Source organism: Janthinobacterium aquaticum, assembly GCF_009208565.1.
Lineage (GTDB): Bacteria > Pseudomonadota > Gammaproteobacteria > Burkholderiales > Burkholderiaceae_D > Janthinobacterium.
This window is the reverse complement of sequence record NZ_WFLK01000007.1, coordinates 80,225-100,129: the sequence shown is the minus strand read 5'-3', so window position 1 is coordinate 100,129 and position 19,905 is coordinate 80,225. Positions and strand designations below refer to the sequence as shown.

The following is a 19,905-nucleotide window of genomic DNA, read 5'->3' as shown; positions in this document are numbered from 1 at the left end:
CATGCATCAAGGCAGCGTAATGGTCACATGCGCCTGGCGTGGTGCCAGCTTGACCAGGTCAGCATAGGCTGCCAGCGTGGCTTGCGTATTGCGCGTCAGATGGGTTTTCAGTCCCACATAGGCGCACAGGGCCAGCATCGAGAACATGCTGCACAGGGCCCATAGCGGCACGTCGCTGCGGCGCTTGTTGATGACCTGGTCGGGGCGCTCTGCGCGCGGTGCGAAACCGCGGCTGCGCCCTTTGATGTGGGCGATCTCGTCGCCCAGGCGTCCCGTCAGGTAGCTGAGCTTTTCGCCGCCATCGATGGCGTACTTGCCCTGGAATCCCAGCAGCAGGCACAGATGAAATACCTGCAGTGCCTGGACCCGCATGGCGCCCTTGCCGCGCAGCGCATCGAGACGGTCAAAAAAATGTTCGCCGGCCAGCTGGTCGCCAAAGATCAGCAACTGCAGCGGACGGCGTTCCCACTGTGCGCGCAGCGGGTAGGGCGACGCGAGGACGATTTCATCGACGGCGGCGCAGAACGCATATTTGGCCGCGTCGATGTCGTCGGTATCGACGCGCATTTTCCTGGCGGTGCTCTCAAAATCGGCCAGGAAAGCGCTGATGCGGTCGATAAAACCCTGTTCATCGCCGGGCGCCGAGCCATTTTTAAGCAGGAAGAGCATGTAGAAGCCTTCATGCATCAGGTCGACCAAAGCGCTGCCTGGCTGCGGCGTGGCGCCGCTACGCGCGTTGGGTCCGGACGCGGCACTGCGCCGCTCGATCAAGCCGCCGGGCTGGTTCATGCCGCCACCGCGATCAGTTCGAGCTGCAGGTCGCGGATGCCAGCCGGCACATAGACCGAGATCGACTGCGCCTTGAGCATCTGTTCATACAGGTGGCCGCGATTGTCGAGCGCAAAGTAGTAGGTATCGGGGCGCACGGCGATGGCGGCCGGCACCTGCGGCGCATGCGCCAGTTTCACGCCGGGCAGGGCCGACAGCACGCATTGCTCGACGTCGTCCGGTGCGCCGACCTTGATGCGCAGCGGCGCCACGTCCACCAGTTCAAGCGCCGGCATGGCGGCGCGGATGGCCAGGTACAGCGTGGTGTGCTGGTCGATCCTGTCCGAATCGAGCTTGCCCAGGTGGTAGCACGGTTTGTCTTCGGTCAGCGTGATGGCAAAGTATTTCGACGAGATGACCGTATCGAGCAGTTCGCGGATCACGCCGTCGATGGCCTCGAAGCAGGCGCCTGGGCGCGCGTGATCATAGGCGGGCAGGCTGGCCAGCGTGTAGTGGCGCGAATAGCTGAGCAGGCCGCCGGCCAGCATCAGCAGCGTCTCGTACAGCCGTTCGGGATGCAGCAGCGGGTGGCGTACATAGTGCATCAGCGCAGCGGCGGCCGTGCTGGCCGTGTGCAGCAGCCAGAACGACGAGACATCGCCGGAGCGAAATTCAATCACATTGCGGCTCGGCTCGCGGTGGTGGCCATGCAGTGCGCTGACCTTGGCCTGCAGCGCTTCGAGCAGCAGTTCAAGCAGGTGCTGCAGGCGCGGCGCCGCAGCGATCGACAGGCTGGGCGCCATGAAAGACGGCGCCGGCTCGAAGGCGCCTGTGACGCTGCGACGCAGGGCAATCAGCGGCAGGCAGTCATGGGCGCCGCGCGCTTCGGTATCGGCGATCAGGCGCACGGTTTTTTTCAGGTAAGCCACCTCGGTTTCGGCGGCTTCGGTAAACAAGTCGGGCGTGGCGCGCAGCGCGTGCTGGTAGCGCGCCTGGCTGGCTGCACCGTCGCCGGCGGACGCCAGCCGATAGTTGCTGCCCTCGCTGCTGAGCAGCGGCAGCGCCGCGTAAAACGTTACCTCCTGTACCGTCGGCGGCAGTGCTTCCAGATCGACCGGCGGCGGCAGCAAGTCGCTGCCCGGTGCGTCGAAGACTTCTCCATCGCGAAAGATGGCCGACAGCGCGTTCACGCGCAAGCTGCCATTTTTCAGCGCCGCCAGGTCCCAGTCCAGCTGCGCCACGCCCCACGAGTAGGGCTGCAGCGCTCTGGCGGTCTGATGCAGGCGCGCTTCATGGTACTGGTCCTGGCGCTGGAAGTGCTGCGGCCGCAGGAACAGGCCTTCACCCCACAGGACTTTTGATGCAAGAGCCATCGTGTTCTCCTTGTCGTGACGTTGGAACCGGCTACTCGCAGCGCGGCAGGATGCTATCCATGCCGGCCACGCTGATGGCGCACGCATGCAGGCCGATGGTGAGGCCGTCGCTTTCGGCGTCTTGCGCGGCGACCGTGGCGCGCCAGCGCTGCGCGGCCGGTGCGCGAAACAGGGCGACGACGCCGATAAAGCCCGCTTCGCGGCTCACTTTTTCCTGCAGGTCCAGGCGCTGGCCCGGCACCAGCAGCACCTCCTTGACTTCCAGCAGATCAGGCCCCAACAGCGCTTTTTCCTTCTGCGCGTCGAGAAAGCTGGCATAGGGCGCCTGCTCGAAAGCGGCGCGCTGGCGCAGCTTGTAGATGCGCGCGACCAGCGCCAGCGACTGGCCCTGGGCATCGGTATTGAGGCGCTGGCCTGCATGGAGCTGCAGGTGGACCGTACGTGGCGGCTTTTGTGCATCTGGCACCTCGGGCGGCGGCTTGGTCAGGCCGACCATCTGCAATGCGGCACTGGCCAGGCCGCCGCCGGCGCAGCCCACCAGCAGCAGGCAGGCCAGGGCCGCTGTAAAAGCCAGGCGCAGCGCAGGTGACATGGTCAGTTGCTCCCAAGGATGACGATTGACGCAAAGAAATCGGCTCCCGTCATTTAAGCGCATGGCACCAAAGGCTGCTTGTGCTGGCGCAAACACCAGCGGCGAGGGTGCCATCTCCCTGCGCCAGATCAGCAAGGCACAAGGACTGTGCCAATGGCAGGAAGCCGGCGGCGGTTTTGCTGATCTGGCGCAAAAAGCCAAAGACGGGCTGGTCAATAATGGCCTCCACCACGGCGCCGCCCATCTTTCCCAGCGGTAGCGTCCTGCACATGAAGGAATCGCGATGAAGCCAGAAACTGTCCTGTCCCGCCTGGCCGCCATGGCCTGCGCTGCCTTGCTGAGCGCCTGCGCCACGCCGCCCGTGCCAGCGCCCAAGCCACCTGCCGCGCCCACGCTGGCGCAATGGCTGATCGAGGCCGATGCTGCCGCCAAAATGGGCCAGTACGATCAGGCGACAAGCCTGCTTCAGCGCGGCAGCGCCGCCTATCCCGCCGACAAGGCGCCGTGGCTGCAGCTGGCGCAGATGGCGTTTGATCGCGGCCAGTACGGCCAGGCCGTGCTGCAGTCGCAGCAGGCGCTTGAGCGCGATCCGGAAGACAAGGTTGCCAGCAGCATTATTGCCGTCAGCGGACTGCGCCTGTCGGGCAAGGCGCTGGCCGATTTGTCGCGCCAGAATAATCTCAACGGCACGGTGCGTTCGGAAGCGCAGGAGCTGGCCAGGCTGCTGCGCGCTTCGCTGGGCGAAGAGGTGCTGGTGCCACCAGCCAGGCGTCCGGCTGCGGCGGCGCGGCGCGCAGCAGGCAGCGCCAATGCCGGCACAGCGCCGGCAGCACCGGCAGCGAAGAGCGGCAATAGCGCCGACCCGTTCAGCGGCCTGAAATAAGCGGCCCGCATCCGACTTTCTCACTTTGCAAAGGAGATCCCATGGCCAAGCCTGACAGCGTGCAAAAACGCCTGCAGCAGGTGCGCGCACCGCGCGTGCAGATGACGTATGACGTCGAGATCGGCGACTCGGTGGAAAGCAAGGAGCTGCCCTTCGTGGTCGGCGTGCTGGGCGACTTCGGCGGCAAGTCCGGGGTGGAGAAAAAACGCCTGAAGGACCGCAAGTTCGTTGCCATCGACATGGACAATTTCGACGAGGTGCTGGGCAGCGTGGCGCCGGCGGCGCACTTTCGCGTGCCCAACCGGCTGGGCGAAGAGGGTGGCTCGTTCGAGGTTGATTTGCGCTTTCGCGCCATGAGCGACTTTCGCCCCGAATCGGTGGTGCAGCAGGTCGAGCCGCTGCGCCGCCTGTTGGAGGCGCGCACCAAGCTGGCCGACCTGCGCAACAAGCTGGCCGGCAACGATCGGCTGGAAGACCTGCTGACGGAAGTACTGAACAATACCGACAGCCTGGCTGCCCTGCAGCTGCCACGCCCGAGCCAGGAGGACTGAGATGAATGCACCAATGGCAGCACTCCAGGCTGCACCCGCCGCAGCAGAAGCTGGCGGCGTCGATCTGCTCGACCGGATCGTCGAGCAAAGCCGGGTGGCCAAGTCGGACGTCGAGCATGCGCGTGCGCGCGACCTGATCGCCGAACTGGTGGCGCAGGTGCTCGATGGCACGGTGCTGATGTCGAGCAGCCTGTCGGCCACGCTCGACGCGCGCGTGGCGCAGATCGACCACCTGATCTCGACCCAGCTCAGCGAAGTGATGCATGCGGCGCCGTTCCAGCAGCTCGAGCAGAGCTGGACCGGCCTGCACTACTTGGTCGGCAATTCGGAAACCGGCACCCGGCTGCAGATTCGCATGTTCAACGCCACCAGGCGCGAACTGGTCAAGGACTTCCAGTCGGCGCTCGAGTTCGACCAGAGCAGCATGTTCAAGAAAATCTATGAAGAGGAATTTGGCACCTTCGGCGGCGCGCCGTTTGCCGCGCTGCTGGGCGACTACGCCATTTCGCGCCAGCCCGAAGACATGTATTTCATCGAGCAGATGTCGCATATTGCCGCGGCCGCCCACGCGCCGTTTATCGCCTCGGCCGCGCCCGAGCTGTTTGGCTTGGAAAGCTACGGTGACCTGGGTAAACCGCGCGACCTGGCCAAGGTGTTCGACACCATCGAATACGCCAAGTGGAAGGCGTTTCGCGAGTCCGAAGACGCGCGCTACGTGGGCCTGACGCTGCCGCGCTTCCTGGGCCGGCTGCCGTTCAATCCGGTCGACGGCACCACCGTCGAAGGCTTCAATTTTGTCGAGCAGGTCGACGGCAGCGACCACCAGCAATACCTGTGGTGTAACGCGGCGTATGCGTTTGGCAGCAAGCTCACGCGCGCCTTTTCCGACTATGGCTGGTGCGCTGCGATCCGCGGCGTGGAGGGCGGCGGCCTGGTCGACGACCTGCCCACGCATACCTTCAAGACCGACGAGGGCGATGTGGCGCTCAAGTGCCCGGCCGAAGTGGCCATTACCGACCGGCGCGAAAAGGAGCTGTCGGACCTCGGCTTTATCTCGCTGGTCCATTGCAAGAACACCTCGTATGCGGCCTTCTTTGGCGCCCAGTCGACGCAGAAAAGCCGCAAGTACAACAGCGAAGCGGCCAACGCCAATGCGCTGCTGTCGTCGCAGCTGCAGTACATCTTTGCCGTCTCGCGCATCGCCCACTACATGAAGGCGATGATGCGCGACAAGATCGGCAGCTTTGCCGCCGCCTCCAACGTCGAAGACTTTCTCAACCGTTGGCTGATGAGCTATGTGCTGCTCGACGATAACGCCAGCCAGGAGCAGAAGGCCCAGTTTCCGCTGCGCGAAGCGTCGGTGCAGGTGCATGAAGTGGCCGGTCGGCCCGGCGTGTACCGCGCTGTGTCGTTCCTGCGTCCGCACTTCCAGCTCGATGAATTATCCGTATCGCTCCGACTGGTCGCGGAGCTGCCCAAGTCGACCAATTCCTGATGTTTCATGAAGTCCAACCGAGGAGCACACCATGGCAATCGATGTATATCTGCAGATAGACGGCATCAAGGGTGAATCGACCGATGACAGGCACAAGGACTGGATCGAGTGCAAGTCGGTCAGCTGGAGCGTGGAGCAGCCCAGGTCGGCCACCGCGTCGACCGGCGGCGGCCACACGGCCGAGCGCTGCGAGCACAAGGATATCGTGATCTCCAAGCTGGCCGACCTGTCTTCGCCGGTGCTGCTGCAGACCTGCTCGGCCGGCAAGACCATCCCGAAGGCGCGTTTCGAATTCATGCGCGCCGACGGCCAGGGCGAGCGCGTCAAGTATTTTGAAATCGAAATCGAGAATGTACTGATCGGCGCCGTCACGCCCAACGTGGAAGAGGGCGATATCCTGGGCGAGCATGTCGGCTTCAAGTTCTCGAAAGTGAAGTGGAAATACACGCAGCAAAAGGTCACCGGCGGCGCCGGCGGCAATACCTCGGGCGGCTGGGACCTGGCCGCCAACCGCGTAGCCTGATGCAGCGTGGCGGCGCACCGGGCCAGGTGCCGGTGCGCCGCATTTTTTTGGAGCGGCCCATGCAAGGCTATCTGCCAGGATTGTTCGACCGATTGATGGGTGGCGACAGCGCACCGGCCACGCGCCTGTCGGTCGCGCAGCTCAAGGACGCCATTGCGCGCGACCTGGAAGAACTGCTCAACACGCGCATGGCGCTGCCGGCCGGCGCGTTAGAGCGCTATCCCGAGTGCGCCGCCTCGATTGTCAATTACGGGCTGATCGATTTTGCCGGCATGTGCCTGTCGAGCAGCGACGACCGCGTCCGCATCTGCGCCGCCCTGAAGGCAGCCATCGAGCGCCATGAACCGCGCCTGCGCCATGTGCGCGCGCGGCTCGAACGCGAAGCCGGCACCGTCAACCGCGTGAACTTCGTTATCAGCGCCACGCTGGCTGTGCCGGGCGCCGGCGACACCGTCAGTTTCGACGCCGTGCTGCAGCCGTCGTCGCTGCGCTATTCGATCAACCGCAAGGGAGCCGCCGGATGAGCAACCACCACCTCAAGACCCTGATCTCCAAGCTCAACGACACCAGCCGCGCCGCCGCCACGCGCGCTGCCGCCATCTGCGTGAGCCTGGGCCAGTATGAAGTCGAGATCGAACACCTGTTGCTGGCGCTGCTCGAACAGGAGCGCTGCGACTTTGCGCTGATCGTGCGCGCGAGCGATATCAGCCCGACGGCGCTGCAGGCGGACCTGCAGCGCGAAGTGGCCACCTTCCGCTCCGGCAGCGCACGCACGCCGGTGTTGTCGCGCCGCCTGCCGCTGCTGCTCGAGCATGCCTGGCTGATCGCCTCGCTCGCTGCGCAACCGGCGACTATCCGCAGCCGCCACCTGCTGCTGGCGCTGCTGACCGAGGCGGAGCTAAGCCAGCTGGCGCAGCGCTGTTCGCCGCTGTTTGCGCGCATCAGCATCGAACAGCTCAAGCACCATCCGGACAAGCTGACGGCCGGCTCGCAGGAGCAGGACAGCTCAGCCATGCCATCGAGCCCGCCTGCCGATCCGCTGGCCAGCCTTGCTGGCGCGGCTCGCAGCACGCCGGCGCTGGACCAGTTTACCGCCGACCTGACGCAGCTGGCGCGCGACGGCAAGCTCGATCCGGTAGTCGGGCGCGAACGCGAGATACGCCAGGCGGTCGATATCCTGCTACGCCGGCGCCAGAACAATCCCATCCTGACCGGCGAGGCGGGTGTGGGCAAGACGGCGGTGGTGGAAGGGCTGGCGCTGCGCATTGCGGCCGGCGATGTGCCGGCGGTGCTGCAGGGCGCGCATATCCACACGCTCGACATGGGCCTGCTGCAGGCTGGCGCCAGCGTCAAGGGCGAATTTGAAAGCCGGCTGAAAAACGTGATCGACGAAGTGGCCGCCAGTGCTCATCCGGTGATCCTGTTTATCGATGAAGCGCACACCATGATCGGCGCCGGTGGCCAGGCCGGCCAGAACGATGCGGCCAATCTGCTCAAGCCGGCGCTGGCGCGCGGCGCATTGCGCACGATTGCCGCCACCACCTGGAGCGAGTACAAGAAATACTTTGAAAAGGATGCGGCGCTGGCGCGACGCTTCCAGGTGGTCAAGGTGGAAGAGCCCGACGCCGACATCGCCTGCGCCATGCTGCGCGCCATGGCGCCGCTGATGGAGCGCCATTTCGGGCTGCGCGTGCGCGATGACGCCATCGTGGCGGCGGTGCGCCTGTCGCAGCGCTATCTGAGCGGCCGGCAACTGCCCGACAAGGCCGTCAGCGTGCTCGATACCGCCTGCGCGCAGGTGGCGCTGGGCCAGAACGCGACCCCGGCGCAACTGGAAGACTGCGCCTGCCGGCTGCAGCGCCTGGGCGTGGAGGTGGCCGCGCTGGAGCGCGAGGCGGCCAGTGGCGAAGGCAATGGCGCGGCGCCCGCCCGCCTGGCGCTGCTGCAGGCGCAACTGGCAACCGGGCGTGCCGAGGCCGACGCGCTGGCGCAGCGCTGGCATGCTGAAAAAGCGCTGGTGGCGCAGATTACGGCGCTGCGCGCCGAATTGCGTCACGAGCGTCCGGGCGAGGCCGGTGCGGCGCGCCTGCTGGCGCTGAAAAATGAGCTGGCTGCCTTGCAGGGCGCCGCGCCGCTGGCGCCGCTGGAAGTCGACGGCCAGGCGGTGGCCGGCATCGTGGCCGGCTGGACCGGCATCCCGCCGGGCGCGATGGCCGGTGCGATGGCGGATGATGAACTGCGCGGCGTGCTGTCGCTCGAAGCGGCCTTGCGTGAGCGCGTGCTGGGCCAACAGCATGTTATCGAAGCGGTGGCGCAGCGCATCCGCACGGCGCGCGCCGGACTGGGTGATCCGGACAAGCCGCAGGCGGTGTTCCTGTTTACCGGCCCGTCCGGAACCGGCAAGACCGAGACTGCGCTGGCGCTGGCCGAGCTGCTGTATGGCGGCCAACGCAAGCTCATTACCATCAACATGAGCGAATACCAGGAAGCGCACAGCGTGGCCGGCCTGAAAGGCTCGCCGCCCGGCTATGTCGGCTATGGCGAGGGTGGCGTGCTGAGCGAAGCAGTGCGGCGCCAGCCTTACAGCGTGCTGCTGCTCGATGAAGTGGAAAAGGCGCACCCGGACGTGCTCGAGCTGTTCTACCAGGTATTCGACAAGGGCGTGCTGGACGACAGCGAAGGGCGCCAGATTGACTTTCGCCATACCGTCATTATCGCCACCTCCAACCTCGGTTCGGCCGCCATCATGGCGGCCTGCCTGAACCAGCCGCCGGAAACCCTGCCGACGCCGGCCATGCTGCAGGAACTGCTGCGCGCGCAACTGGTCAGGCATTTCAAGCCGGCCCTGCTCGGGCGCATGACGGTGCTGCCGTTCTATCCGCTGGACGACACAGTGCTGGCGCAGATCGTCGAGATGAAGCTGGCGCGCATCGGCCGGCGCCTGGCGGCCAGCTGCCAGGCGCGCTTCAGCCATGATGCGGCGCTGGCCGATGCCGTGCTGGCGCGCTGTACCGAGGTCGACTCGGGCGCGCGCAATATCGATCAGATTCTCGAGGGCAGCGTGCTGCCGGGCATGGCCTCGGCGCTGCTGGCGCGCCTGGCCGATGCGCTGCCGGTCAGCGAGGTCCATGCCGGCGTCGACGCCGGCGGCCAGTTTGTATGCACGCTCAACTAGCAGACGCGCGGAGGCCCCATGTTCAATCTCGAGCAATTGCTGCAACCGGTCAGTGCAGTCCATCCCTGTGGCGACGATATCAGCTTCAGCCAGGAGCTCGACGCCATTGCGCGGGCGCGCGTCTATGACGAACCGGGTCTCGACCAGGGCGCATGGGTGGCGGCCCTGAAGGAGGCCGACTGGCCGTTCGTGGCGACGCGCTGCGAGCAGCTGATCGCTTCGCACAGCAAGGACTTGCGTCTGGCGGTGTGGCTGGCCGAGGCGCATGCCAGGACGCGCCATTTCCGCGGCCTGGGCGACGGCTACGCGCTGCTGGCCGGCTTGTGCGAGCGCTACTGGGATGGCCTGTATCCGGCGACCGACGACGGCGACATGGAGCCGCGCATCGGCAACCTGTCCTGGCTGCTCGCACGCACGCCGCAACTGGTCGGTGCCATGCCGCTGACCGATGGTCGGGACGGCGCCTGCAGCCAGCAGGACTTTATCGCTGCGCGCCGGCGCGCAGCGGCGAGTCTGGCTGCGGGCGAACAGAACTGGGGCGCGGCGCCGCCCGATGACGCGCCGACGCTGGCCCAGCTGGAGGCGGCGCGCCAGCGCAATACGCGCCAGTTCAACGAGGCGCTGCTGGCGGACGCACAGTATTGCATGCAGTGCCTGCTGGCGTTCGAGCGCTGCGTCGATGCGCGCCTGGGCGCCGACGGGCCGAGCTTTCTGGCGGCGCGCGAAGCGCTGGAAAACGCCATTCATTTTATCGCGCCGCTGTCGCCCGACCAGGTCGCGGCGCACGACCTGCCCGTTGCCGGCGTCACGGCGCATGGCGCCAGCCACAGCGGCGCCATCGTGCAGCGCCAGCAGGCGCTGGCCCAGTTGCGCCAGGTGGCCGATTTTTTCCGCCGCACCGAACCGCACAGTCCCGTTGCCTACCTGGCCGACAAGGCGGCCAGCTGGGGCGAGTTGCCGCTGCATCTGTGGCTGCGCGCCGTGGTCAAGGATCAGGGCACGCTGGCGCAGCTCGACGACATGCTCGGTACCGGCCAGGCCGGCACGTGAGAGCGTGCTGTGCAGGGTGCGCAAATGCTGCGACAGTAAAGCCGCGCCTGCCTTATGATCTTGCTTTGAGCGACGCCTCACTTGCCTGGAGAACCAGATGAAAAAACTGTTAATGCTGTGCGCAGTGCTGTCTGCTGCGCTGCTGGCCGGCTGCGTCAGCCGTCCCGATAACGTCCACCCGGTCGGCAATTTCAATACCACCAAATACCTGGGCAAATGGTATGAAATTGCCCGCCTCGACCATTCCTTCGAGCGCGGCCTGAGCCATGTAACGGCCGACTATTCGCTGCGCGAGGACGGCGGCCTGAAGGTGCTCAACCGTGGCTACAAGGACGCCGATTCTATCTGGAAAGAGTCCGAGGGCAAGGCCTATTTTGTCGACAAACCCGATGTCGGCTACCTGAAGGTGTCGTTCTTCGGCCCTTTCTATGGTTCCTATATCGTGTTTGACCTGGATCAGGAAAACTACAGCTATTCCCTGATCAGTGGACCCGACAAGTCGTATCTCTGGCTGCTGTCGCGCACGCCGACCATGGACGCCGCCGTGCAGGCGCGCCTGATTGAAAAGGCCCGCAGCCTCGGCTTCGATACCTCGAAATTGATTTACGTCAATCAACAATAAGATTGTTCCTGCCCCCTTCGTGCCGCCCGTTCGCGGCGGCACCTGACCTTCCTGATAATGTTCCGGCGGTGTTGCTTTTCTGCATGTGAGTTTCTGTGATGATTCTTGCGTTGCCTCAACGATTGGCACACAATCGGACACAGCGCAGTGCTTCTTACCAGGGACTTTGACCATGAAAAACCTCAAGATCGGTGTACGTCTGGGCGGCGGTTTTGCCGCCGTTCTGTTGCTGTTGACCAGTCTGACGGTGGTAGGCATCGTGCAGATGCAAGATGCCAGCCGCGAGACCGATGCGCTGGTCAACGTCAAGGTGCGCAACGAGCGCCTGATCGGCGAGTGGGCCAAGGTGATCGAAGTCAATGCGGCCCGCACGGCCGCCGCCTGGAAGGTCAGCGACGCCGGCCATCAGAAACAGTTTGAACAGGAAATGGCGGTCTCGTCCGCGCGCGCTACCGAAATCCAGAACGAGATCGGCAAGAGCGAGCTGAACGAGCAGGAGCAGGCCTTGTTCCAGCAGGTGCTCAGTACCCGCAAGGCCTACACGGAAGTGCGCAAGGAAGTCTTCAAGGCCAAGAATGCGGGCGACCTGGAACTGGGCAAGCGCCTGTATGAAGGCGATATGGCGGTCAAGCGCGATGTCTATCTGGCGACCCTGAACAAGCTGGCGCAACTGGAAACGCAGCTGCTCGATGTGGCGGCCGGAGAGATCCGCACACGCTATGAAAACGGCCGCCTGCTGCTGGTGTCGCTGGGCCTGGCCGCCATCGCGCTTGGCATCGCCTGCGCCTACTGGATTACGCGCTCGATCACGCGGCCCATCACGCGTGCCGTGGAAGTGGCCGAAGCGGTCTCTACCGGCGACCTGACCAGCCATATCGTGGTGGAGAGCCGTGACGAGACCGGGCAACTGATGCATGCGCTCAAGAACATGAATGACAAGCTGGTGGGCATCGTCGGCCAGGTGCGCGCCAGCACCGATTCGATCAGCACGGCGTCGAGTGAAATCGCTGCCGGCAACCTGGACCTGTCCTCGCGCACCGAGCAGCAGGCCAGCTCGCTGGAAGAAACCGCCTCGTCAATGGAAGAGCTGACCTCGACCGTCAAGCTCAACGCCGACCATGCGCGCAGCGCCAACCAGCTGGCCATCGACGCCTCGCAGATCGCCAGCAAGGGCGGCGCTGTGGTGTCGGAAGTGGTCAGCACCATGGGCTCGATCAACGATTCCTCGCGCAAGATTGTCGATATCATCAGCGTGATCGATGCGATTGCCTTCCAGACCAATATCCTGGCCCTGAATGCGGCGGTAGAAGCGGCGCGCGCCGGCGAACAGGGGCGCGGCTTTGCGGTGGTGGCCTCGGAGGTGCGCAACCTGGCGCAACGCTCCAGCCAGGCGGCCAGGGAGATCAAGGACCTGATCAACGACTCGGTGCAGAAAGTGGAGGCCGGCTCGCAACTGGTCGACAAGGCCGGTCGCACCATGGATGAAATCGTGCAGAGCATTAGCCACGTGACGCAGATCATGAACCAGATCAGCGACGCCAGCGACGAGCAGCGCACCGGCATCGAACAGGTCAACCAGGCCATCGGCCAGATGGACCAGGTAACCCAGCAGAACGCCGCGCTGGTCGAGCAGGCTGCCGCGGCGGCCGAATCGATGCAGGAGCAGGCCAGCCGGCTGACCGACGTAGTGGGCCTGTTCAAGCTCGATGCGGCCAGGCTGGGCGCCGTGCAGCCCGACAGCGTTGTAATGCCGACCGCCGCGCCGCTGCGCCGTGCGGCAGTCGGCGTTCGCGCCATGGCGCCGGTGGTGCGCCCAGTGTCTGCGGCGAAAGCGGGCAAGGCGCCGGTAGCTTCCGGCCAGGATGAATGGGAAGAGTTTTAAGGTGACGCAGCTGGCGCTGCAGGCGCTACAATCGCGGCCCCGATTGAAGAGCCGCCACCATGACCTTGAGTAATATTTCATCCTCTTTGGCGCCAGCCCGGCGCGCGCGCTGCCAGGCCTGCCTGCGCGCCCAGGCCAGCTGCATCTGTGCGTGGATTGCGCCGGTGTCGCACAGCGTGGAAGTATTGATTCTTCAGCATCCGCTGGAAGTCATGAACGCCAAGGGCAGCGCGCGCTTGTTGCACCTGAGCCTGCCGCACAGTCGCCTGCTCACCGGTGAGCAGTTCGATCCGACCGAGCTGGCCTCGCTGCTGGCCGGCAAGCACAATCTGCTGCTGTATCCCGACACGCCCGACGACCGCTCACTGGGCATGGCGCCGCCGCCGGTGCTCGACGCGGCCCTGCTGGCCGAGCCGTCGCAGCTGCGGCTGGTGGTGCTGGACGGCACCTGGCGCAAAAGCCGCAAGATGCTGTATCTCAATGCCGCCCTGCAGCGACTGCCGCGCCTGCCCTTGCGCGCGGTGCCCCCTTCGCACTACCTGATCCGCAAGGCGCAGGCGCCGGACCAGCTGTCGACGCTGGAGGCGACCTGCTACGCCCTGATGCAGCTGGAACACGATACGGAGCGCTTTGCCCCCTTGATCACCGCGTTTGACGGTTTCGTGGCGCAGCAGTTGAGCTATATCAGACCATTGCTGGAAAAAGACTGAAACGCGGCGCAGACACCGCTTGATATTGCGTCGGCGGCAGCATAGTATACTGTATGTATATACAGTTATCGAGGCTGCCATGAAAGCATTTTTCCCCAAGCATGATGACGTCAGTCCCCCCTCCTACAACCTTACCGCAATATTTCCTAGCCGATTTACGTATCAATTTAGCTTTTTTCGATCTATTCGCAGGATCAGACATCGTCGCCCTAACGGTCATGGCGGATTTTCCGCCACCCCATATAATGAAACATGTAATTCCCGCCGGTCTAGTTAGAGGCGTCAGGGGTGACGCTTGGTAAGATGACGAGAATTACACTACCATTTTCTTGCATCGCTGCAATATATTGCTGGCGAGGGGGCAGCCTTCGCCATCACTACGGTTGTTTCACGTTAAAGCAGCGCGGAAGCTTGTAAATCAATAGTAATCAGTCAATAAATTTGCTTTCCGTTAATTAGTATGGCAGTCTTGAAATTGCACACCATGTCATAGTGTGTAAATTACAAAAGGGGTGCCATATGCCATTTGATCCGCAGATGTATAACAGCAATGCCGTTTACCAAAGCTGGGTAGATCACCCATTTCGTTTTGTTGAACCAAGTGACAGAAATGAGCAACGGGGGTTACGTCGGCCACAACTCGGCGCGTTATATACCTTGCTTGCCCACTTAACCTCATCTTCCAGAGAGGGGCCGGTGACTGTCGTCATGCCTACTGGGACGGGCAAAACCGATACTATCGCGGCTTTATTGCTGGCAGGGCCATTCCCGCGCACCTTCGTGATCGTGCCATCAGATGCACTGCGTGAGCAAATTAGCGGAAGTTTAGCCATGTTAAAAAATTTGCGAGCAATGGCAGCAATATGTGCTGAAGTTAAGGCACCTATCATCCGAAAAATCGACACACGGATGACGGTTGACCAAATAAAGACTTTGAATGAGGCCAATGTAATTATCGCTACCCCTCAAGCTCTTCAAAATTTTTCCGAGGTCGAGTTAGAAGCTTTAGCATCATTCTGTTCACATTTGATCTTTGACGAAGCACATCATGTGGCTGCGCATACGTGGTCAAAAGTTCGGGCCGCTTTTGATGCAAAGCCATGTATTCAATTTACTGCGACCCCATTCCGAGAAGATAAGAAGAGTCTGGATGGTAAAATAATTTATCAATATGCTTTGCGGGATGCTCAAGCTGATGGATATTTTAAGGAGATAGAATTTCACCCAGTTCGCGAATACAATCCCCTTTTTGCAGATGTGGCAATAGCTAAAAAGGCAGTTGAACTCCTGCGGGCGGATTTGGCTGACGGAAGGGATCATCTGATGATGGTCCGCGCAAAGTCTCAGGCAAGAGCAAAAAAGCTCTACGATATTTACAAAGAATTTGATGAAATTCCCTCGATTCTAATTCATTCCAAAGTAAAGAATAAAGATGAAATATTGAAAGATATAAAGCTAAAAAAATATAAAATTATTGTATGTGTAGATATGCTGGGAGAAGGCTTTGATTTGCCTGAGCTGAAAATCGCTGCGATTCATGATCAACATCAAACTCCGGCTGTTACACTCCAGTTTATTGGGCGCTTGACACGAGTTAACGATAATCTGGGAACAGCCAAATTTGTCGCGAATATCGCAAACCAAAAAATGGGTTCTCAAATGGCTGCGCTTTATGAGGAAAGTGCTGATTGGAGCGCCATTATTCGGGAGGTAAGTGAAGAAAAAATTGATCGAGAAATCTTACGTGAGGAGTTTGCAGAGCAGTTTGATGATCAAGGCGGCAAGTCTATATTGGCATTAAATCCAAGTCCTAACATAAGTGCCAGAGCATATAAGTTAAGGAGGGATGATTGGTTGCCCGGAAATATTCAATATTTTTCAGGTTTTAATGAAGACGTGGAATTTTATTCAGTTAGCGATAAGAAGAATTTAGTTATCCTTGTTACTAGGGCAGATGTTTCAGTTCCTTGGGCAAATACTTCGGAAATATCTAATGTGGTCTGGGTTCTGTATTTGGCTTATTACCACGAAAAAAAGGCAACCTTATTTATTCATTGTTCCGGTGATGATGGTCAGGCAAAAAATTTTCGCTCTCTTATATCCAAGAATGCTCAATTAATTGCTGGCGAAAAAACATTCCGGACTTTAGATGGATTGAAGCTCTTAAAATTGCAGAATGTTGGGCTATCTAGAAATCAAAAAAATATAAGGTTTACGATGCATGTTGGGCGAGATATTAATTCAATTATCGGTGATCTCGAAAACAATACTGCTATAAAATCTAATATTTTTGCGGCTGGCTATTTGGACGGCGAAAAATCCAACGCAGGCTGTTCGCACAAAGGGAAAATTTGGGAGATGGATTCGGGGCCCATAGATGATTGGGTAAATTGGTGCGATAGAGTTGCAATTAAACTCAATGACGACACTATTGATGTTCAGAATATAATTAATAATGTCATGCGTTCTGAGCAAATAGTAAACACCTGGCCTACCGGTTTATTTTATGCGGATTGGCCCGAAAGTTTGCTCATTGAGAATGAGAGCAAAATAGTTATAAAATCAGGAGAACTATCTTACAATTTACTTGATTTGGAATTGGGGTGTCCGACGTTGGCTTCTCCTACCGAATTAAAGATTCCATTGCTTTTTGAGAAAAATTCTGATGAAAAGATAATTTTGTCAATTATTACTCTACGGTTGGTTAAGGATGACTTTTCTTATTCGTGTGGGGATTTAAAAATATCTGTTCAAGGAGAGATTAATCTTTCTGATTATCTTTATGAGAATCCTATTAAACTTTTGAAACAGGATGGGTCTATGGTTTTTGGGAACTATAGATACTACTCACCCGCCACGCTAAATATTCTTCTTCCGCAAAGATTGCTTACTGTCTGGGACTGGAAGGCGACCAAAATCCAAGCTGAATCAATGAGGCGGGATAGAGATCTAGATACCGTGCAGGGCTTCACATTTCAGAAAATTTCAGAAAAATATACCATTATTTTCAATGATGATGGCGCTGGCGAAATTGCTGATTTAGTCGCAATAAATGTGCGTGGTGGCGTAATCGAGGTGGATTTATATCATTGTAAATATTGCGTGGCAAAGGATGGTATTGCAACGCCAGGCGGGAGGGTAGATGACACATATGTGGTATGTGGTCAAACTTCCCGCTCGACCAAATGGATGCACTCCGGAGAAGCTCTGTTTAATCGATTAATTGGTAGGTATCAAAAATCAATCGTGTCAGGATTTGATCGGATGCTTAAGGGTAAGATAGACGATGTTGATTTGGCGCGCCATAAATCCGTTGACCACGAAATGATTCTGGGCTTTTATATTGTACAGCCAGCCATTTCTAGAGCGCAGATTACAGATGAACAACTTGCAGTTTTGGGGACTAGCTATACTTACGTAAAAGCAATTTCCGGTTCGGATCTTAATGTAATTATTAGTAAATAATATTTTAAATTTTACTGACGTAGATTGTCTAACCAAAAGGGGGGGGCTGTTATGGGAAAATCGGCGACTACTCTTAATTCCGGAGCAAACTGGTAACGCTAGGAGCCTCATGTGCATGCCCCAGGCACAATTTTAAATGATCAGTTTAAAGGAGATTGGGCCTGGTTACCTTGATGCGCTTGAAAATGCTGAACCTCCAATCAGAGTCATCGGCTGTAACTGATTATTATGTGTTTGATACTTACTAACCTTCAAGAAAGTAGTCCCAGTTCCTGTATACTGCTTGAATGAAATGTAAACGAGCTTCTGACGGCCGCAAACTGGATCACCACACGCTTCAAGTGCTACGCCAACAAGCGGTGAAAGTTGTGTGCGGGGGCCAAGCGGTAGCGGACGTGGCCCATGCGTTTGTTCTGAACATCCGCACTGTGTATGAATGGTTGGCGAAGTTCGCGGATGGTGGCCAGAACGCCTTGCTGGCAAAGCAAATTCCAGGCCGTCCGCCGAAAGTGAGCGCAGAGGAAATGCGGTGGATTGCCCAAGTGGTGAAGGACAATACGCCGCAGCAGTTCAAGTTTGAGTTTGGTCTGTGGACGCTGTCGATGTGACGCCAACTGATCAACCGCGAGTTTGGCAAATCGCTGTCGTTGGAGTCGGTTCGGCGCGTGATGAAATTGCTCGGCTTCTCCGCGCAGAAACCGCTGTACCAGGCTTGGCAGCAAGATCCGGCGCGTGTCCAGCAGTGGGAAGGAGAAACATACCCAGCCATCAAAGCGGAGGCGAAAGCCATCGGTGCGAGTATCTATTTCGCTGACGAGGCCGGCATTCGCTCCGACTATCATACAGGCACGACATGGGCGCCAGTGGGCGAAACGCCGGTCGTGTCGGTAACTGGGCGTCGATTTTCCTTCAACATGATTTCAGCGGTCAGTCCACGCGGCGACTTGCGATTTATGATCCATGAAGGTACGGTCGATGCTGTTGTGTTCAAGGAGTTCCTCAAGCGCCTGATGGTTGGCGCTACCAAGCCTGTCTTTGTCGTCGTCGATGGTCATTCGATTCACAAGTCCAAGCTGGTCCGTGAGTATGTCGACAGCCTCGTCGGCATGCTCAAGCTGTTCTGCTTGCCGCCGTATTCGCCGCACCTCAATCCGGATGAGCTAGTGTGGGCTCACGTAAAGCGCCAGGTCAGCAAGCAATTCGTGCAAGAGAAGGCTGACATGAAGAAGCTCGCACTGAGCGCCTTGCGCCGTATTCAAAAATTGCCGGATCTGGTCAAGTCGGTTTTCCGCCAGCAAGAGATTCGGTATGCAGCTGACTAATGGGGCTACTTTCTAGAAGGTTAGTAACTGAAAATTTCGGAATCCGCGCCGAGCTAGCTGAGGTGTTGACGGCAATGCTGCTGCCTAGGCTTTGTTGCATAGCGCTTGGCTTGTGGCGCAGCAGTTGAGCTATATCAGACCATCGCTGGAAAAAGACTGAAACGCGGCGCAGACACCGCTTGATATTGCCTCGGCGGCAGCATAGTATACTGTATGTATATACAGTTATCGAGGCTGCCATGAAAGCATTTTTCCCCAAGCATGATGACAACGACGCCAGCCAGGTCATGCTGCCGCCGGCGTCGCTGAAGGCGCAAAAGGGACGTGGCGCCGTTTCCAACCTGCAGGGCCGCCATGAAGTCCATGCGCGCAGCAGTTTCGACGACGGCTGGGGCGCGCCTGACGACGCGGTTGGCAGCAGCGACACGGCAGCGTGGAAAACGCAGGTCAGCGAAGAGATGGCGCGCAGTATTTTAAGCCGCAACAGCTCGCCGGATTTGCCGTTTGGCGTCTCGCTCAATCCCTACCGGGGATGCGAGCACGGCTGTATCTACTGCTTTGCGCGCCCCACCCACAGCTATCTGGGCCTGTCGCCAGGGTTCGATTTTGAAAGCCGCATCGTGGCCAAGGTCAATGCGCCCGAGTTGCTGCGGCGCGAACTGGCCAGGTCTGCCTATGTGCCCGAGCCGATTGCGCTGGGCGTCAATACCGACGCCTACCAGCCGTGCGAACGTGAGCGCCAGCTGACCCGGCGCGTGCTTGAAGTGCTGCATGAATGCAATCATCCGGTTGGCCTGATCACCAAGTCGTCGCTGATCGAGCGCGATCTCGATCTGCTGGCGCCGATGGCGGCGCGGCGCCTGGCGTCGGTGGCCATCACCTTGACCACGCTGGGCCCGGCCATCTCGCGCACGCTTGAACCGCGCGCGGCGGCGCCGGCACGGCGCCTGCGCACCATCCGCACGCTGACCGACGCCGGCATCCCGGTGGGCGTGAGCATTGCGCCGATTATTCCTTTCGTCACCGAGCCTGAAATCGAACGGCTGCTCGAAGCGGTGCGCGACGCCGGCGCCATCAATGCCCATTACGTGGTGCTGCGCCTGCCGTGGGAGGTCAACCCGTTGTTCCGGCAATGGCTCGAAGCGCATTTTCCCGAACGCGCGCAACGGGTGATGAACCGCGTGCGCGAAATGCGCGGCGGCAAGGATTACGACAGCAGCTTCGGCTCGCGCATGCACGGCGAGGGCGTGTGGGCCGATCTGATACACCAGCGCTTCGACAAGGCCATGCGGCGGCTGGGCATGCATGGCAGGGGCGGGCGTTTCAGGCAGCTCGACTGTACCCAGTTCCGGCGGCCACTGGCAGTGCCGGCGCCGGTGCCCACGTCCCGTGATCGCAATGCGGGTCAGCTCGACCTGTTTCAGAGCGGCTGACGGCTGCGTGGCGAGGGCGCCCACCAATAATGGCTACTGATATAATACCTTCATCGACATT

Annotated in this window: 16 protein-coding genes and 1 pseudogene; 14 read left to right on the top strand and 3 right to left on the bottom strand. The window is 60.0% G+C overall.

Features of this window, described 5'->3' with window-relative positions; all coding sequences use genetic code 11:
• Positions 1–6: 6 nt before the first annotated feature.
• The 3 genes from icmH to tssJ are packed head-to-tail and all read right to left on the bottom strand — an operon-like array spanning position 7 to position 2,733.
• Positions 7–789 carry a type IVB secretion system protein IcmH/DotU gene (gene icmH / locus GCM43_RS12975; protein WP_152244886.1) on the bottom strand — a complete coding sequence of 261 codons (783 nt, stop codon included), beginning with the start codon at positions 787–789 and terminating at the stop codon, positions 7–9.
• Positions 786–2,141: a type VI secretion system baseplate subunit TssK gene (gene tssK, locus GCM43_RS12970; RefSeq protein ID WP_152244884.1), complete on the bottom strand. Its 1,356-nt coding sequence runs from the start codon at positions 2,139–2,141 to the stop codon at positions 786–788. Before tssK ends, icmH begins: the two co-directional genes overlap by 4 nt.
• Before the next feature lie 31 nt (positions 2,142–2,172).
• Positions 2,173–2,733 carry a type VI secretion system lipoprotein TssJ gene (gene tssJ, locus GCM43_RS12965; RefSeq protein WP_152244882.1) on the bottom strand — a complete coding sequence of 187 codons (561 nt, stop codon included), beginning with the start codon at positions 2,731–2,733 and terminating at the stop codon, positions 2,173–2,175.
• A gap of 25 nt (positions 2,734–2,758) precedes the next feature.
• Here tssJ and GCM43_RS12960 point away from each other — a divergent pair, with 25 nt between their 5' ends.
• From GCM43_RS12960 to GCM43_RS12895, 14 genes and pseudogenes are all read left to right on the top strand, one after another.
• The gene (locus GCM43_RS12960; RefSeq protein ID WP_152244880.1) at positions 2,759–2,992 is read left to right on the top strand and encodes a hypothetical protein; all 234 of its coding nucleotides are present in this window, start codon (positions 2,759–2,761) and stop codon (positions 2,990–2,992) included.
• Positions 2,993–3,016: 24 nt separating this feature from the next.
• Entirely contained in the window at positions 3,017–3,616 is a 600-nt protein-coding gene (locus tag GCM43_RS12955) for a tetratricopeptide repeat protein (RefSeq protein ID WP_152244878.1), read from the top strand.
• Positions 3,617–3,657: 41 nt separating this feature from the next.
• The gene (gene tssB, locus GCM43_RS12950) at positions 3,658–4,167 is read left to right on the top strand and encodes a type VI secretion system contractile sheath small subunit (protein WP_152244876.1); all 510 of its coding nucleotides are present in this window, start codon (positions 3,658–3,660) and stop codon (positions 4,165–4,167) included.
• Between the two features lies 1 nt (position 4,168).
• The gene (tssC, locus tag GCM43_RS12945; RefSeq protein WP_152244874.1) at positions 4,169–5,662 is read left to right on the top strand and encodes a type VI secretion system contractile sheath large subunit; all 1,494 of its coding nucleotides are present in this window, start codon (positions 4,169–4,171) and stop codon (positions 5,660–5,662) included.
• Positions 5,663–5,693: 31 nt separating this feature from the next.
• On the top strand, positions 5,694–6,185 hold the full coding sequence (locus GCM43_RS12940) for an Hcp family type VI secretion system effector (protein WP_152244872.1): 492 nt from the start codon (positions 5,694–5,696) through the stop codon (positions 6,183–6,185).
• 59 nt (positions 6,186–6,244) lie between these two features.
• Positions 6,245–6,709: a type VI secretion system baseplate subunit TssE gene (tssE, locus tag GCM43_RS12935; RefSeq protein WP_152244870.1), complete on the top strand. Its 465-nt coding sequence runs from the start codon at positions 6,245–6,247 to the stop codon at positions 6,707–6,709.
• On the top strand, positions 6,706–9,360 hold the full coding sequence (gene tssH, locus GCM43_RS12930) for a type VI secretion system ATPase TssH (protein ID WP_152244868.1): 2,655 nt from the start codon (positions 6,706–6,708) through the stop codon (positions 9,358–9,360). The genes tssE and tssH overlap by 4 nt, the downstream gene beginning before the upstream one ends.
• 18 nt (positions 9,361–9,378) lie before the next feature.
• Entirely contained in the window at positions 9,379–10,410 is a 1,032-nt protein-coding gene (gene tssA / locus GCM43_RS12925) for a type VI secretion system protein TssA (protein ID WP_152244866.1), read from the top strand.
• 97 nt (positions 10,411–10,507) lie between these two features.
• On the top strand, positions 10,508–11,032 hold the full coding sequence (locus tag GCM43_RS12920; RefSeq protein ID WP_152244864.1) for a lipocalin family protein: 525 nt from the start codon (positions 10,508–10,510) through the stop codon (positions 11,030–11,032).
• Positions 11,033–11,204: 172 nt separating this feature from the next.
• The gene (locus GCM43_RS12915) at positions 11,205–12,914 is read left to right on the top strand and encodes a methyl-accepting chemotaxis protein (protein WP_152244862.1); all 1,710 of its coding nucleotides are present in this window, start codon (positions 11,205–11,207) and stop codon (positions 12,912–12,914) included.
• Between the two features lie 59 nt (positions 12,915–12,973).
• Entirely contained in the window at positions 12,974–13,624 is a 651-nt protein-coding gene (locus tag GCM43_RS12910) for a tRNA-uridine aminocarboxypropyltransferase (protein ID WP_152244860.1), read from the top strand.
• Between the two features lie 519 nt (positions 13,625–14,143).
• Positions 14,144–17,089, top strand: a complete 2,946-nt coding sequence (locus tag GCM43_RS12905) for a DEAD/DEAH box helicase (protein ID WP_152244858.1) — start codon at positions 14,144–14,146, stop codon at positions 17,087–17,089.
• A 287-nt stretch (positions 17,090–17,376) separates the two neighbouring features.
• Positions 17,377–18,411: pseudogene (locus GCM43_RS12900) on the top strand (IS630 family transposase).
• Between the two features lie 287 nt (positions 18,412–18,698).
• Positions 18,699–19,844 carry a PA0069 family radical SAM protein gene (locus GCM43_RS12895; protein WP_152245206.1) on the top strand — a complete coding sequence of 382 codons (1,146 nt, stop codon included), beginning with the start codon at positions 18,699–18,701 and terminating at the stop codon, positions 19,842–19,844.
• The last annotated feature ends 61 nt before the right edge of the window (positions 19,845–19,905 follow it).